The 15717-nt window shown below is 67.6% G+C and carries 13 protein-coding genes; 3 read left to right on the forward strand and 10 right to left on the reverse strand.

The window, feature by feature from the left end; genetic code table 11:
- Positions 1–135 precede the first annotated feature (135 nt).
- The 5 genes from prmC to ASE61_RS05040 all read right to left on the reverse strand — a co-directional run bounded on the left by prmC (position 136) and on the right by ASE61_RS05040 (position 6518).
- Entirely contained in the window at positions 136–975 is an 840-nt protein-coding gene (gene prmC, locus ASE61_RS05020) for a peptide chain release factor N(5)-glutamine methyltransferase (protein ID WP_061965169.1), read from the reverse strand.
- A 65-nt stretch (positions 976–1040) separates the two neighbouring features.
- Positions 1041–1289, reverse strand: coding sequence for a hypothetical protein (locus tag ASE61_RS27025; RefSeq protein ID WP_061965171.1), 249 nt, complete (start codon positions 1287–1289; stop codon positions 1041–1043).
- Between the two features lie 74 nt (positions 1290–1363).
- On the reverse strand, positions 1364–2449 hold the full coding sequence (gene prfA, locus ASE61_RS05030; protein WP_061965173.1) for a peptide chain release factor 1: 1086 nt from the start codon (positions 2447–2449) through the stop codon (positions 1364–1366).
- Positions 2450–2503: 54 nt separating this feature from the next.
- The gene (gene ptsP, locus ASE61_RS05035) at positions 2504–4771 is read right to left on the reverse strand and encodes a phosphoenolpyruvate--protein phosphotransferase (RefSeq protein ID WP_061965175.1); all 2268 of its coding nucleotides are present in this window, start codon (positions 4769–4771) and stop codon (positions 2504–2506) included.
- A gap of 181 nt (positions 4772–4952) precedes the next feature.
- A complete protein-coding gene (locus ASE61_RS05040; protein ID WP_082617090.1) occupies positions 4953–6518 on the reverse strand; it encodes an alpha,alpha-trehalose-phosphate synthase (UDP-forming) in 1566 nt (521 codons plus the stop codon).
- 280 nt (positions 6519–6798) lie between these two features.
- Here ASE61_RS05040 and otsB point away from each other — a divergent pair, with 280 nt between their 5' ends.
- Both otsB and ASE61_RS05050 read left to right on the forward strand, forming a co-directional pair.
- Entirely contained in the window at positions 6799–7599 is an 801-nt protein-coding gene (gene otsB / locus ASE61_RS05045) for a trehalose-phosphatase (RefSeq protein ID WP_061965177.1), read from the forward strand.
- A gap of 2 nt (positions 7600–7601) precedes the next feature.
- Entirely contained in the window at positions 7602–9443 is a 1842-nt protein-coding gene (locus ASE61_RS05050; RefSeq protein WP_061965179.1) for a glycoside hydrolase family 15 protein, read from the forward strand.
- A 43-nt stretch (positions 9444–9486) separates the two neighbouring features.
- Here the strand turns inward: ASE61_RS05050 and ASE61_RS05055 are convergent, their stop codons facing one another.
- Positions 9487–9708: a hypothetical protein gene (locus tag ASE61_RS05055; protein WP_061965181.1), complete on the reverse strand. Its 222-nt coding sequence runs from the start codon at positions 9706–9708 to the stop codon at positions 9487–9489.
- 103 nt (positions 9709–9811) lie between these two features.
- Between ASE61_RS05055 and ASE61_RS05060 the strand changes: the two genes are divergently transcribed.
- Complete coding sequence (locus tag ASE61_RS05060; protein WP_061965183.1) at positions 9812–10393, forward strand: TetR/AcrR family transcriptional regulator; 582 nt, start codon at positions 9812–9814, stop codon at positions 10391–10393.
- 6 nt (positions 10394–10399) lie between these two features.
- Here ASE61_RS05060 and ASE61_RS05065 read toward each other — a convergent pair whose 3' ends face one another.
- The 4 genes from ASE61_RS05065 to ASE61_RS05080 all read right to left on the reverse strand — a co-directional run bounded on the left by ASE61_RS05065 (position 10400) and on the right by ASE61_RS05080 (position 15714).
- Complete coding sequence (locus ASE61_RS05065; protein WP_061965185.1) at positions 10400–11608, reverse strand: M20 family metallopeptidase; 1209 nt, start codon at positions 11606–11608, stop codon at positions 10400–10402.
- Between the two features lie 123 nt (positions 11609–11731).
- Positions 11732–14500: a tetratricopeptide repeat protein gene (locus tag ASE61_RS05070; RefSeq protein ID WP_061965187.1), complete on the reverse strand. Its 2769-nt coding sequence runs from the start codon at positions 14498–14500 to the stop codon at positions 11732–11734.
- Between the two features lie 108 nt (positions 14501–14608).
- Positions 14609–15148, reverse strand: a complete 540-nt coding sequence (locus ASE61_RS05075; protein WP_061965189.1) for a chromate transporter — start codon at positions 15146–15148, stop codon at positions 14609–14611.
- The gene (locus ASE61_RS05080; RefSeq protein ID WP_061965191.1) at positions 15148–15714 is read right to left on the reverse strand and encodes a chromate transporter; all 567 of its coding nucleotides are present in this window, start codon (positions 15712–15714) and stop codon (positions 15148–15150) included. Before ASE61_RS05080 ends, ASE61_RS05075 begins: the two co-directional genes overlap by 1 nt.
- Between the last annotated feature and the right edge of the window lie 3 nt (positions 15715–15717).

The following is a 15717-nucleotide window of genomic DNA, read 5'->3' on the forward strand; positions in this document are numbered from 1 at the left end:
GCCGTACTCGAGCAAATCCTGTACGATCGGGAACTGCCCAGAGGCTCGGCTCTGACGCCACCAGCTTCGGCTGGACGCTGCTTAGCTCGTTTTGGCGGCTTCTCCAAGCGAAATCGACCAAAAGCCTGTGCATTATCAAGCGAGCGTGAAGATCAACGCCCGCTCATGCCCTCCCAGATCGTTCCGGCTGCCACTGAATTCAAGCCCGCCGGCCCGCATCAGCGCAACGACATCCGGCCCCTGCCCGGCTCCGATCTCGAAAACGACGATGCCGCCGGGCGCGAGCAAGGGCGGCAGGGATGAAGCCAAGAGACGATAGGGCCCAAGCCCGTCTGCGCCGCCGTCGAGAGCCAGCAGCGGATCGTGCTCGCGCACCTCGACGGAGAGCGTCGCAATCTCGCCCGAGGGAATATAGGGCGGGTTCGAGACGATGAGATCGAAGCGGCCGGCGAGACCTTCGGTCCAGCTGCCTTGCTGGAACGCAGCGCGGCCTTCGACGCCGTTGAGCGCAGCATTGCCAGCCGCGGTCCGGCAGGCCTCCTCGGACAGGTCGATGCCGAGGCCGTGCGCCTGCTGCAACTCGCTGAGCAGGGCAATCAGCAGGCAACCGGTGCCGGTTCCGAGATCGAGCAGCGCCAGTTCCTCGCCGCGGCGGCCGGCAAGATGTGCGAGTGCCGCCTCGACGATCGTCTCGCTGTCGGGGCGCGGCTCCAGCGTCGCCGGCGACAGACGGAACGGCAGCCCCCAGAATTCGCGCTCGCCGAGAATGCGCCAAACCGGCTCTCCCGCGAGGCGACGCGCCGAAAAATCGACGAGCCGGGCGAGTGCCGCGGCTGGCAGAATCGTATCCGGATCGGCATTGTCGGCGCCCAGGCTGCCTTCGACCAGTAGACGCGCATCGAGCCCGGGGCTCGGCGAGCCCGCGCGCAGGAGGCTCTGCGCAAGATGGCGCCGCGCCTCCCTGACGGTCGGCACGGCGCCCTCCCCTCGAACGCTTCCCGCGGAACCCGCTTCGGGTTCCGCGCCTCCCCGAATGGAGGTCAGTTGCCCTGCATCTTCAGATTGACGCAGGTTATCATCTTCTTGTTCAGCGAGGCCTTGCTTTCGCGCGTGCCGCGCATCTCCGTCCGGCACGCCTTGCGCGCCTGCGACTGCGTCATCGCGCCCTGCAGAGCCGCCGGCTGGCCCGACGTCATCTTGCGGAAGGTGCGCTCCTGAGCCTGCGAGACGCCGCTCATCGCCAGCGCCATCAGCCCGGTCACCGCTATCGTCGAGAACATCTTGATCATGAGAGGGTCCCCCCTTTGCTGGTGTCGATGCATCAACAACGCGGGACGGGCGCTTTGGTTTCATCGCGCGGGCCTCACGCCATGCCCTCGGCCGCCAGCAGCTTTGCCTGGTGCTCGGCCGTGAGCGCATCGATGATCTCGTCGAGCACCAGCCCCTGCATCATCTCGTCGAGCTTGTAGAGCGTCAGGTTGATGCGGTGGTCGGTCACGCGCCCCTGCGGGAAATTATAGGTGCGGATGCGTTCCGAGCGATCGCCCGAGCCGACCTGCGAACGTCGGTCCGCCGAGCGCTCGGCATCGATGCGCAGGCGCTCCATGTCGAAGAGCTTGGCGCGCAGCAATTCATAGGCCCGCGCCTTGTTCTTGTGCTGGGAGCGCTCGTCCTGGACCAGCACGACGGTGTTGGTCGGGATATGGGTCAGGCGCACCGCCGATTCGGTCTTGTTGACGTGCTGGCCGCCGGCGCCGCCGGAACGCAGCGTGTCGGTGCGGATGTCGGCCTCGTTGAGGGTGATGTCGACATCGGTGGCCAGGGGCAGCGTCGCCACCGTCGCAGCCGAGGTATGGATGCGCCCACTCGCCTCGGTATCCGGCACGCGCTGAACCCGGTGGACGCCGGATTCGAACTTGAGACGGGCATAGACGCCGCGGCCGTTGATCTCGGCGATGACCTCCTTGTAACCGCCGGCCGTGCCCTCGCTTTCGGAGAGGACATCCAGGCTCCAGCCCTTCTGGGCGGCGTGGCGCTGATACATGCGCAGGAGGTCGCCGGCGAAGAGCGCGGCCTCGTCGCCGCCGGTGCCCGCCCTGATCTCGAGAATGACGCCGCGCTCGTCGGCGGCATCCTTCGGCAGCAGGGCGACGAGGATCTCGCGGGCGCGCGCCTCGATCTCGGCGCGGGCGATGTCGCGCTCCTCATAGGCGAGGTCGCGGAACTCGGAATCGGTCGCGGGATCGGCGATCAGCGCCTCCGCCTCGTCCAGCGAGATCTGCGCCTGCCGCCAGGAGGCGATCGCCGCGACCACGGGATCGAGCTCGGCCAGTTCCTTCGCCAGCTCGACGGTGCGCGCCGCCTCGGTGGCATGATTGATCTCGTCGGTCGCGGCGGCATGGCGCGCCACGATGACGTCGAGACGATCCTGAGGGAGCTGGAGGGACATCAAATGAACTCGTGAAACAAAAGGGAAAAGCGGCAGCGGCTGAAAGCAGCGTCGCTAGACCGGAACCTTGAACTCGGTCGCGAAGGCGGCGAGTTGCGGGCGCAGATTGGTGGCGCCTTCCGGAGAGGCCAGCATCCAGTCCATGCGCTCGCGCAGTTTGCCGGCGTCGAGCGCGCGCAACATCGCCTTGACCGGTCCGATCGAGGCGGCCGACATCGAGAAGCCGCGATAGCCCAGGCCGATCAGGGCCATGGTTTCCAGCGGCTTGCCGCCCATCTCGCCACAGACGGTGACGGGGCAGCCGGTCTCGGCAGCAGCCTCGATGATACGCCTGAGAGCCCTGAGGGCGCCGACGCCGAGCGGATCGAAGCGGTCGGCGACACGCTTGTTCTCACGATCGGCGGCGAAGAGGAACTGCATGAGGTCGTTGGTGCCGATCGACAGGAAATCCGCCTCGCGCGCGATCTCCCGCAGCTCGAACAACAGCGACGGCACCTCGACCATGACGCCGACCCTGAGGTCGCGCGGCGGGGCAACGCCCTGCTTCTCCAGCATGGCCTGCTCGCGACGGATGATCATGCGGGCGCGGCGGAACTCCTCGGTGGTCGCGACCATCGGCAGCATGATCTTGAGATCCCGCCCCGCTCCGGCCCGCAGCATCGCGCGCACCTGCGCCCGGAGCAGCCGCGGCTTGTCGAGGCCGATGCGGATCGCGCGCCAGCCGAGCGCCGGGTTCTCTTCCTCGACCCGCTCCATATAGGGCAACACCTTGTCGCCGCCGATATCGAGGGTGCGGAAGGTGACCGGCAATTCCGCCGCAGCCTCCAGCACGGCCGCATAGAGCGCCTGCTGCTCGGCGGTGGTCGGCATGTGCTGCGCCACCATGAACTGCAATTCGGTGCGGAACAGGCCGATGCCGGAGGCGGCCGTCGCCTCGATGTTCGGCATGTCGACGATCAGGCCGGCATTGATCTGCAGGGTGATGTCGACCCCGTCGCGGGTGACGGCCGGAAGCTCCTTGAGCTTCTGGTACTGCTTCTGCTTGCGGGCGCGCAGCCGCGCCTTGTCCTTGTAGGCGTTCTCGACGTCGGGCTGCGGGCGGATCTGCACCTCGCCCGCCTGACCATCGACGATGATGGCATCCCCCGCCTCGACCAGCGCGGTCGCATTGACGACCTCGCCGACGGCGGGGATGCCGAGCGCGCGGGCGACGATCGCGATATGGCTGGTCGGCCCACCCTCCTCCAGCACGAGCCCGCGCAGATGGGCGCGATCGTAGTCCAGCAGCGCCGCCGGGCCCATCGAGCGGGCGACGAGGATGGCATTCTCCGGCAGGTTCTCGCGGGCGACGCCGTTCGCCTTGCCGACCAGCGTGCGCAGCAGCCGGTTGGCGAGATCGTCGAGATCGTGCAGCCGCTCGCGCAGATAGGGGTCGGTCTGGCGCAGCATCTTGGCGCGGGTGTCGGACTGGACGCGCTCGACCGCCGCCTCGGCGGTGAGTCCGGTCAGCACGACCTCGCGCATGCGGCGCAGCCAGCCCTGGTCATGGGCGAACATGCGGAAGGTCTCGAGAACGTCGCGATGCTCGCCGGTATGGGCGACGTCGCCGCGCTCGACCAGTTCGTCGATCGAGGCCCGCATCTCGCCGATCGCCGCTTCGAGCCGGCCGACCTCGGCAGCCGGATTCTCGGCGATGAGATTGGTGATCGCGACGCGCGGCTCGTGCAGCACGACATGGCCGAGGCCGACGCCATCGGCCAGCGCCACGCCGACGCCATGGATCGGACGATCGAGGCCAATCGAGGCGCCGGGCGCCGCCAGCGACTTGAGGCCGCCGGCCGCGATCATCTCCGCCATCAGCATGGCGGTGGTCTGAAGGGTCTCGATCTCGTCTTCGGAATAGAGCCGCGAAGCCCGATTCTGGATGACGAGCACGCCCATCACGGCGCCGCCGCGCAGAATCGGCACACCGAGGAAGGAGCGGTAGACCTCTTCGCCCGTCTCCGGACGGTAGGAGAAGGAAGGGTGAGCCTGCGCGTCCGACAGCGCCAGCGGCTCGGCCTCGCTCGCGATCAGGCCGACGAGGCCCTCGCCCGCCCGCATGGTGGTGAGGTGGACCGCCTCGCGGTTGAGGCCTTCGGTCGCGTAGAGTTCAAGCGAGCCGTCCTCGCGCAGGACGTAGACGGAGCAGACTTCGGCGACGAGATTGCCGGCGATCAGGACGACGAGACGGTCCAGCCGCTCCTGCGGGCTGATCGATGCCGCCATGACCTCGCGGAGACGGCGCAACAGAACGCCCGGTCCTCCGAGAGCGCCTCGCATCGATCTCAGCCCTCCGCCCGCCTCCTCAGCCATCGACGATACGATGCCTGTCCAGACCTGAGTCGCCCACTCCGGTCATGCTGCCTTCTAGCGACCAAAGACCTTATTCGGCAAGGGCCGCGAACAGGGTCCGTAGCATCACCCCAAGATTTCCGTCGTTTTTGGGTTCGAGGCCGAAGTCTCAGGGCCGCACCAAAACGAGATGAGAGGCCTCGGCGGCACTCCGCTTCCGGCGCGATCCTGCCGACATCTTGCGGACACCGGCTTCCGGGGCAGCCGATGACGCGGCCGATGTCTCGCCCCGGCCCGTCCGCCGCGCGCCGGCACGTGGTTCCTTGCGCTCTTTACCCACGGCCAATGCCTCGGCCGCCCCGGCCTCACCGGACAGGGCCAGCAGGTATTGCCGCGTCCACCAGTCGATATCGGTAGCCGCGATGATGGCATAGAGCTTCTCGAAGCGGCGGATGCGCTCGGTCTTCGGCATGGCGAGCGCGGTGCGGATCGCTTCCGCCACCTCATGGGAATCGAAGGGATTGACAATCAGCGCCTCGCTCATCTGCTGGGCCGCGCCGGCGAAGCGCGAGAGCACGAGCACGCCCGGATCGGCCGGGTCCTGCGCCGCGATATATTCCTTGGCGACGAGATTCATGCCGTCGCGCATCGGCGTGACCAGGCCGACCTGGGCGCGGCGGTAGAAGCCGGCCAGCGCCTTGCGCGAATAGGCCTTCTTGACCACACGGATCGGCGTCCAGTCGAATTCGCCGAGCTGGGCGTTGAGACGGCCGGCAACTTCGTCGGACTGGCGGTCCAGATCCGCATATTCGGGCACGTCGCTGCGCGAGGGCGGGGCAATCTGCAGCAGGCTGACCCGCCCGCGCTCCTCCGGATGGTCGCGCAGGAACTCGCCGAAGGCCTCCAGCCGCTGGACGATGCCCTTGGAGTAGTCGAGCCGGTCGACCCCGATGACGAGCTTGCGCTGGCCGAGGGATTCACGCGTGGCGCGCAGAGGCGTCGTCGCCTGGCGGGCGGAGGCGGCGGCGAGCCGGCGGAAGCCCTCGACATCGATCCCGATCGGGAAGGCCCGCACCGTGGTCTCGCGCGGGCCCAGCCGCACGCGCCTGCCGTCGGACCGGGCGCCGCAAAGGGAGACGAGTCCGTCGATCAGGTTGCGCGCATCGACCTCGGTCTGCATCCCGACAAGGTCGTAAGCTGCCATGGTGCGGATCAGCGTCGCGCTGAACGGCAAGACGCCCATGATCTCGGCCGCCGGCCAGGGGATATGGTGGAAATAGCCGATGCGGTTGGTGACGCCACGCCGGCGCAGTTCCGCCGCCAGCGGGATCAGGTGGTAATCATGGATCCAGATCATGTCGTCGGGCTTGATCAGCCCGGCGAGCGCCCGGGCAAAGCGCCGATTGACGCCGAGATAGCCCATATAGTCGCTGCGCTGGAACTCGGTGAGGCCCAGACGATAGTGCATCAGCGGCCAGAGCGCCCGGTTCGAGAAGCCGAGATAGTAGCTCTGGCGCTCGGCCTCGCTCAGATCGGTCACGGCATAGGTCACATTGCCATGCTGGACCTGCCGGACCGGCGCCGGCGCGCCCTCGCTGACCGCCCCGCTCCAGCCGAACCACAGACCGCCGCGCTGCTCCAGCGCTTCGCGCAGGGCGACCGCCAGCCCCCCTGCCATCACCTTTTCATGGCGATCGGGAATCGTGACGCGATTGGAAACGATGACAAGACGCATAAACTCGCATTCTCCGGCAGGGGCCGCCCGCATTTCGCCATCGGCGGCAGGAACAGAACGCTTCCGAAAGCGTAATGTTTCCGTGGTGCGGACGCGGTCACATGGCAGCGCTGTGGCAGCCGTGCGGTGAAATCGCGACGACATGGTAGGCTTTCGACAGATCGAGGCAACCCCTCGACCTCTATTTTCGACGCGGCTATGGCTAGGCGACAGGACAGAAAAGGATGTCCTTGGTCGCTTGGCCGCTCTTCTGCCGCCTTCTCTGCCCAGATACGAAACGATGACGATATTGATCGAACCCGATACTGCCTCAAGGCCCGATGAGATCGCTTCCCCGGGCAGCGAGATCGCTCTTTTTTTGGATTTCGACGGAACGCTCGTGGAAATCGCCCCTTCACCGGAGGACGTTCATCTCGACCGACGGGTGGCTCCGGCGCTGATGGCGCTGCGTGCCCAGCTCGGCGGTGCGCTGGCGCTCGTCTCCGGCAGGCCGATCGGCTTCCTCGACGGCGTCCTGGCACCACACCGCTTCGATATCGCCGGGCTGCACGGGGCTCAGATCCGCGTCGACGGCGAGATCCGCTCGCAGGCCGATACACATGAGGGCATGCATGGGGCGCTGCGCGATCTCGTACGCTTCGCCAACAGCCATGTCGGCATCATCGTCGAGGACAAGCGCATCTCGATCGCACTGCACTGGCGGCTGGCGCCTTCGCTGGAGGCCGAGGCCCTGGCGCTGATGCGCAGCATCGCCGTGAAGCTGGGGCCGGGCATGCGCCTGCAGGAAGGCAAAGCCGTAGCCGAGCTGGTTCCCGCCGGCGCCAGCAAGGGCAGTGCCATCGCCTGGCTGATGGCGACGCCGGTCTATGCCGGCCGCATCCCGGTCTTCATCGGGGACGACATCACCGACGAGGACGGCTTCGAGGCGGTCAACGCCATGGGCGGCGTCTCGGTCCGCATCGGCGCCGACCGCGAGAGCCATGCCACCTGCCGGCTGGCCTCGCCGACCGCCCTGCGGCATATCCTTCTCGAAGCCGCCGAAGGTGGCCATCTTACCGCTTCCAGCTTCAAGCAGGACTGATCATGACCGTAACGACTTCGACCGCGGGGCAGCACTCCGCCTCGCTCGACCTCGGCGTGATCGGCAACTGCTCGATCGCCGCCCTTGTCGACCGGCGCGCCCGCATCGTCTGGGGCTGCTTCCCGCGCTTCGACCGCGACCCCGTCTTCTGCTCGCTGATCGACAACAAGGCCGAGGACGGCGATGCCGAGCCCGAAAAGGGCGTCTTCGCCATCGAGCTCGTCGGCATGACCCGCTGCGAGCAGGGCTATCTCGACAACACCGCGATCCTGTCCTCCGTGCTCTCCGACGACCAGGGCAATGCGATCGAGATCCTCGATTTCGCACCGCGCTTCGTGCGCTACGAGCGCTTCTTCCGGCCGCCGCAGCTGGTGCGGCGGGTCCGGCGCGTCTCGGGCCGGCCGCGCATCCGCGTCCTCGTCAGGCCCTGCCTCGGCATCGGCGAGGAGCCCGACGAGATGACGCGCGGCTCCAACCATGTCCGCTTCGTCGGCGCCGACCAGACGATCCGGTTGACGACCAACGCACCGCTTTCCTATGTCGTGGAAGGCACGCCCTTCGCCGTCGACCAAGCCTATTCCTTCTTCATCGGATCGGACGAGGCTTTGCGCGCCGAGATCGAGACGACTTCGCGCGAGTTCCTCGACAAGACCACCGACTACTGGCGCGATTGGGTGCGCTCGCTCTCGGTCCCGTTCGAGTACCAGAAGGAAGTCATCCGGGCCGCGATCACGCTGAAACTCTGTTCCTTCGAGGAGACCGGCGCGATCGTCGCGGCCTTGACGACCTCGATCCCGGAGGCGCCGGGCACGCAACGCAACTGGGACTACCGCTATTGCTGGCTGCGCGACGCCTATTTCGTCGTCCATGCGCTGAACCGGCTCGGCACGACGCGGACGATGGAGGACTATCTCGGCTTCATCACCAATATCGTCGACACCTTCTCCGAGAGCGGGGCCGAGCATCTGCCACCGCTCTATCCGATCACGCGCGGCGGCTCGCTCACCGAGTTCGAGGCGAAGAACCTGTCAGGCTATCGCGGGCACCAGCCGGTGCGCTTCGGCAACGGCGCGGCCGTGCAGATCCAGAATGACGGCTATGGCGCGGTCGTGCTGGCGGCGACGCATTCCTTCTTCGACCGCCGCCTGATCCAGCCCGGCAAGGAGACGCTGTTCGGTCAGCTCGAACGCATGGGCGAGATCGCCATCGCCGTGTTCGACAAGCCCGATGCCGGCCCCTGGGAGCTGCGCGAGAAGGAGGCGGTGCACGCCTTCTCGAGCGTGATGTGCTGGGCGGCCTGCGACCGGCTCGCCCGCATCGCCGGCACGCTCGGGCGCGCCGACCGGAAGGAGTACTGGAAAGGCGAGGCCAAGCGCCTGAAGAACACCATCGCCGAGCAGATCTGGAACGAGCAGAAGGGCCATTTCGTCTCGACCTTCGGCGGCGAAGAGCTCGATGCGACGCTGCTGCTTCTCGCCGAACTCGGCTTCGTCAAGGCCGACGATGCCCGCTTCGTCGCCACCGTCGAGGCGATCGGCCGCGACCTCAAGCGCGGCGACCTCCTGCTGCGCTACGCCACGCAGGACGATTTCGGCTACATGCATACCGGCTTCCTGATCTGCGCCTTCTGGTATGTCGACGCGCTGAACGCGATCGGACGCAGCGAGGAGGCGAAGGAGCTGTTCGGGCGCATCCTGCAGCGGCGCAACAGCTTCGGCCTGCTCTCGGAGGATGCGGACCTCAAGACCGGCGAGCTCTGGGGCAATTTCCCGCAGACCTATTCGCATGTCGGCCTGATCAATTGCGCGATGCGGCTGAGCCGGGACTGGGAAGAGGCGTTCTGAGAGGCGGGCGACGGCCGGCTTTGCCCTCGGAGCCGGCTGCCTTTCAACGCGGCGCGCCGAAGCGGAAGGCGACCGGGATCACCCCATAGACCATCGCGAGCACCATGGGCGGCACGGCCAGCGCCGTGACGCCGAAAATGGGCCAACCCGCGGTGAAGGGCGCCAATGCGGCCAGCACAAGATTGATCGCGGCATAGGCGCCCAGGGTCGCGACGACCAGAAAGCGCAGACGCGAGGCAAGGCGCGACAGGAAAGGCAGGGCCATCAAGCTTCTCCACGTAACGAAACGTTCCGTTTCTATTTGTTGAACTAAACGGACCGTTTCGTTATGTCAAGGAGCGAGCGGTCCGTGCGAGGAGTTCGATAGGATGGAGCCAAAACCGAAGCGCCGGGCCTCGATCGGCGCCCGCCGCAGCCCCGAGACGGAAGCCGCGGTGAAGGCGGCAGCGCGCGCATTGCTGGCCGAGAAGGGTTATGCCGGCTTTTCGATCGAGGAAGTCGCCCGCCGCGCCGGCGCGGGCAAGCCGACGATCTATCGCTGGTGGCCGAACAAGGCCGAGCTTTTCATCGCGATCTACGGCGTCGAGAAGGACGCCGCCATTCCCGTCCCGGATGAAGGCTCGTTGCGTGCCGACCTGCTGCGCTACACCAGGGATCTCTGGCGCTTCTGGCGTGAGGATGCGGCGGGGCGCGTTTTCCGCGGACTGATCGCCGAGGCGCAGACCAGCGCGGAGGCGCTTGCCGCGCTGCGCTTCAAGTTCATGCCGGAACGCCTCGCCTCACCGCGCCGGATGTTCGTGCGCGCCGCCGAGCGCGGCGAGTTTTCGCCGGAAGAGATCGACGACCGGCTGGAGCTCTGGGTCGGCTTCAATTGGCTGCACGTGCTGACCGACCGGCTGAGCGAGGACGAACCTTCGCTCAGCCGCAAGATCGACCTGCTCTGCCGCTGAGCTCCGTCACTCCACCTTGGCGGCAGCCCGCATCACGGCGAGCGCCAGCACCTGCGCGGCCGGGACGATGCTCTCGACCTCCAGGAACTCGTCCGGCGTATGGGCCATGCCGCCGATCGGGCCAACGCTGCAGAGCGTCGGAGTGCCCTGCGCGGCGGTGAAGCCGGAATCGGCGCAGCCGCCGGTGAATTCCGCGGTGACGCCGATGCCGAAGGCGGAAGCCGCCTCGCGATAGGTGTCGTAGAGCGCGACAGAATCCGAAGAGCGCTCCAGCGGCAGGAACTCGCCCTTGATCGAGAGCACGGCGCTGGTGCCGGCAACCTCGGGCTTCTCGATAATCGCCTTGATCTTGCCGACCATCTCGTCGCGCTGGGCGGCGGTGACATAGCGCAGGTCGATCTCGCACCAGGCGCTGGGCGCGATGGTGTTGACGGTCTGGCCGCCGCCGATCAGGCCGACATTGACGGTGATGCCCTTCTCCAGATCGGTGAGGCCCTGGAGCTTCGGGATCTTGTGGCCGAGATCGACGATGGCCGAGGCGCCCTTCTCGTAATTCGCGCCGGAATGGGCGGGCTTGCCGGCGAACTCGGCGCGCATGAAGACGCCGCCCTTGCGGCCGCTGGTGACGGACTGCTTGTGATCCCTGGCGAATTCCGTGCCGGCCGGCAGGCGGCTGGGCTCGGCATTGAAGACGCAGCGCGACTCGCGGGCCGCCGCCTCGATGACCGGACGAGAGGACGGCGAGCCGATCTCCTCGTCGCTGGTCGTCAGCATCAGGAGCGGCGCGGCCAGACCGCCGCATTCGGCGAAGGCGGCGGCGACGAAGGCCGAGATCATGACGCCCGCCTTCATGTCGGCGACGCCCGGCCCATAGGCGCGGCCACCCTTGATGGTGAAGGGCCGGCGGGTCGGTTCGCCCTGCGGAAAGACGGTGTCGCGATGGCCGAGCAGCATGACCGGACGCTGGTCGTTGGCCGTGGGATTGGGCAAGCGTGCACGGACCGCATCGCCGAAGCGGCTATCCGGCACGATCTCGACATCGAGCCCGTTCGCCTTGTGGAAGCGCGCGACGACCTCGCCGGCCCGATCGACGCCGGCCTTGTCGTAGGAACCCGAGTCGGTGTCGACCAGCTCGCGCAGCAGCGCGACCATGCCCTCCTTGCGGCTCGCCAGCCACTCGGTGACCTTCTTCTCCTCGGGGGTCAGGGCGCTCATCAGCTCACTCGCATTCGTTCCGGATGGGACAATGCGGGCAGCTTATCGCCTATGCCGCGAGCGGCAATGGCGAGCGGTGGCGGCCATGCCATTCATGTCGCGCATGGCCTTAAGCCCCCAAGCCTATTTCCGGGCGGCCATCCGCCGGATCAAGGCATCGCGAGCCGTGCGGGCAGCGTCGCGGGTCGCTTCATCGGCCGGCGCGCGCGCCGGCTGTTCCAGCGCCTTGGCATAGTAGCCGAGCGCGAGCTGGTCGGAGGCGATCCCGGCATAGAGATCGCCCAAACGCTTGTTAGCCTGAAGAGACGCTTCGGACCGTGCCGCCGCAGCCTCGAAGGCGCCGATGGCACCGGGCACGTCGCCCAGCTTGGCCTTCAAGTCCGCCCGCGCGAGCAGGAGGCGCGGGTCGTTTGCCTTCGCCCCGAGCGCCGTCTCGACATCGGCGAGCGCGGCAGCGGCATCGCCCTGTCCGAGCCGGGCATCGCTCCGCAGCAGCAGGGCATCCGCATCGCCGGGAGCCACCGCGAGCCGGGCCGTCGCATCCTCCGCCGCTTCAGCGAAGCGTCCGAGGCCGAGCCTCGCTTTGGCCCGCAGCAGCAGCAGATCAGCTTCCGGCGAGGGCGCGGCGAGCGCGACGGTGGCGAAACGCTCGGCGGCAGCGGGATCGCCGGTCGCGAGATTGATCCGGGCTGCAAGCGCCTGCCAGCGCAGCTCGCTCGGCTCGATCCGCAGGGCCATCGCGATATCGGTCAGGGCGGCCGGATTGTCGGAGCGCAGGTTCAATGCGGCCCGCTCGGCATAGGCGCGGGCCCGATCGGGCGCCCGCTTGATGACCTCGGCGAAATCGGCGCGCGCAGCGTTGATCCGGTTCAGTTGCACGCGGGCAAGGCCACGCCAGAGGAAGAGATCGGCGACGAAGCCCGGCGTCAGGCCGGAGTTACGGGCACGGAAGGGGATGTCGACCGCATCGTCGATGACCTTGCTCAGGTCCGATTCCGCGTCGAGCGCATCGCCCAGCCGGGCGGCGGCAAGGCCATTGACGGCCCGCGCCGCGATGTTGAAGCGGTTGTCAGCGAGCGCAGCCGCAGCCTGCTCCCGCGCTGCAGCCATGTCGCCCCGGACCAGCGCGACGCGAGCCCGCAAAGCCTGCTCGGCATAGGCGCCCGGCAAGCGGTTGCTGCGCCAGTTGTCGAGAATCGAGACGGCCTCGTCGAGCGCGCCGGTTTCGATGAGCGCCACGACGAGATCATCCTCGCCCTCCGGTCCCGTCGGGACATCCATCGGCAGCCGCGCCTTCTCGCGCATATCCTCCAAGGCCTGGGCCGGCCGGCCAGCCATGAGAAAGGCGTTGGCGCGCTCCTCGCGATAGTACCGCGCCTTGGGGTCGTGCTCGACGAGCGCGGTCAGATCGGTGACCGCCGCATCGTAGTTTCCCCTGCCCTGCGAGACCGCGGCCCGCGCCAGCATGGCTCGCGCCCAGATCTCCTTGTCGGCACCAGAGCGACGGACGGCGCTGTCAGCGTCGGCCCAGGCGCGATCGAAAGGCGACATGTCCTTGTCATAACGATAATCCGCCATATGCGCGTAGGCCCGCGCCAGGGTGGCGGGGAGATAATCGGGCGCTGCTGCGACGGCCAGTTCGAAATCTCCCAGCCGGTCGGCGAAGGGCCTGGCCCCGGCCCGCAGGATCAGCCTGTCGGCCTTGTCCTGCGGGGTCGTCGCCGTTTCGACGAGCCGGTCGCAGCTCTGCATGCGCAGCGGATCGTCGCGGGTGGCACAGCGCTTCTTCAGTTCGGCCTCGCCGAGATCGGCCACGACGATCGGCTTCGGCTTGTCGAATTCCGCGACCCTCGCCGCGTGACGCTCTTTCGAGGCGATATCATAGGCCATCTTCGCATCCGTGCGCGCCGCGGAACGGACGAGGATGGCACGGGCGCCGGGCTGATCGCCCGAAGCGAGCAGGATGTCCGCCTTGAGCTCATGGGCATCGAACAGGCCGGGATCGAGCTCGATCGCCTTGTCGGCATCCACCGTGGCTGCGGCAATGTCCTTCATCGCCAGCTTCACCGCACCACGCGTCGCATAGGCGCGTCCGAAACGGGGCTGCGCTTCTGCGACGATTTCGGCATCGGCGAGCGCTTCCGGCAATTCGCGACGCGCCAATCGCGCCCGGGCGCGGATCTCGATCAAATCGACCTGCTTCGGGAAGGCGACAAGCCCCTCGGTCGCTTCCTTCGCCGCGGCCTCGAAGGTGCCGAGATAATACAGGCTGCGGGCGCGGGTGATGAAGGTTTCCGAGGTACGGAAGCCGCCCTCGCGCGCCTTGTCGATATGCGCGACGGCGTCGCTATAGCGGCCGGTGGCATAAGCGAGCAGGCCGAGGAGATAATCGCTGCGTGGATGCTGCTTTTGCCAGAACAGGCCCTTGCGCAGGTCCTCGCCTGCCCCGGCGAAATCATACTGCAACAACCTGAGATAGCCGCGATTGGCGTGGTTGTCGGGGTCGAAGGGATCGTTCTCGATGGCTGCGGTGAAATCCGCCATGGCCCCGTCGCGATTCCCCAGCGTGAAGCGGACGCGGCCGCGATCCCGGTAGAGCGGCGCGAATTTCGGCGCGATGGCCAGCGCCTCCGTGTAGTCCTTCTCCGCCTCGGCGGGACGGCCGAGCGCGAGCTGGGTATGGCCGCGCGCGACATGGGCCATCGCCTTGACCTTGCGGTCGGGTCGCCCCTTCAGCAGCGTGTTGCAGGCGGCGAGCCCCTTCTCGGTGCGATCATCCTTGCAGAGCGCAACCGTTCCGGCCTTCTGGGCCTGGGCAGTCTGCGAGCCGAGCATGGAAAGCATCGGCAGTGCGAGGACAAGGAAGGCCATCCGCGAGAGCAAGCTGGGCATGCCGACCTCCCTGACAACGCACCGGGGTGACGTTGGGAGATGCTAGCATGATGGCGGGGGCAACGTCATGCCATCCCCCGAATGAACGACCGGTGCTGCCGCTCGCGCTCAGGCGATACCCGCATACCAGGCGAGGACATAGGCGAGCGTGCCGACCGCCATCGGCACGAGAGGATTGACCTTGGAGCGATAGGTCACGAACGCCGTCGCCGCCGTGATCGCATAGCCGACGAGGCCGGCATCAGCGGCCAGCGTCGCAACGACGCCGCTCGCCAGCATCAGGCCGAGCGCGATCGGCACCAGCGCAAGCGTAGCGATCCGGACCACGCGATGGCCACCGAAGCGCTGGAGGCCGCGGCTCGAGGCGAGCGCCAGCAGGCAGGAGGGCAGCAAGAGGGCCGTCGTCGCGACCAGCAGGCCGGCGGTGCCGGCGACATGCCAGCCGATGACGCTGCCGAGCATGATGTTGGGGCCAGGCGCGGTCTGCGCGATGGCGAAGAGGCGGGCGAAGGTCGGCGCATCCATCCAGCCAAGGATTTCGACGACCTGGCGGTGGATTTCCGGCACCACGGCGTTGGCCCCGCCGATCGCCATCAGCGAGATCGTGCCGAAGGTGACGATCAGCTGGAAGAAGACGCCGCGCTCCATCAGACCCGCCGCGCTCCCAGTGTCGCTGCCACGAGACCGAGCGGCACGAGCACCAGCAAGGTCGGCAGCATCGGCAATCGCAGCACTCCGACCGCGACGAAGGCGGCCGCGGCCATCAGCCAGGCCCAACGCGCAAGGCCGGCCTTCGTCAGGAGCCGCAGGGCGGTGCCGAGGATGAGCCCGGCGGCGCTGGCGGCGGCGCCGGTCAGGGCGATCTGTGCCAGCGGGTGTCCGGAGACCGCGTCATAGCCGTTGGCGAGCGCGACCAGGCAAAGCAGCGGCATCGCCATCAGCGCGAAGACGCAGGTCAAGGCGCCGATTCCGCCCCGGAAGCGATCGCCCAGCATCACCGCCGCATTGACGGTGTTGGCGCCGGGCAGCGCCTGGCAGATGCCGATCAATTCGGCATAGCCGCGATCGTCGAGCCAGTTGCGCTCGGTGACGATGATATGGCGCGCGATCGGCCCCACGCCGCCGAAGCCCATCAGGCCGATCTTGAGAAAGCCGGTGAACAGGTCCGGCAGGCTCGGCCGCGGGGCTTCCGATGCGGTTTCGAGGGTCGACATCCG

The organism is Allobosea sp. Root670, from assembly GCF_001429415.1.
Lineage (GTDB): Bacteria > Pseudomonadota > Alphaproteobacteria > Rhizobiales > Beijerinckiaceae > Allobosea > Allobosea robiniae.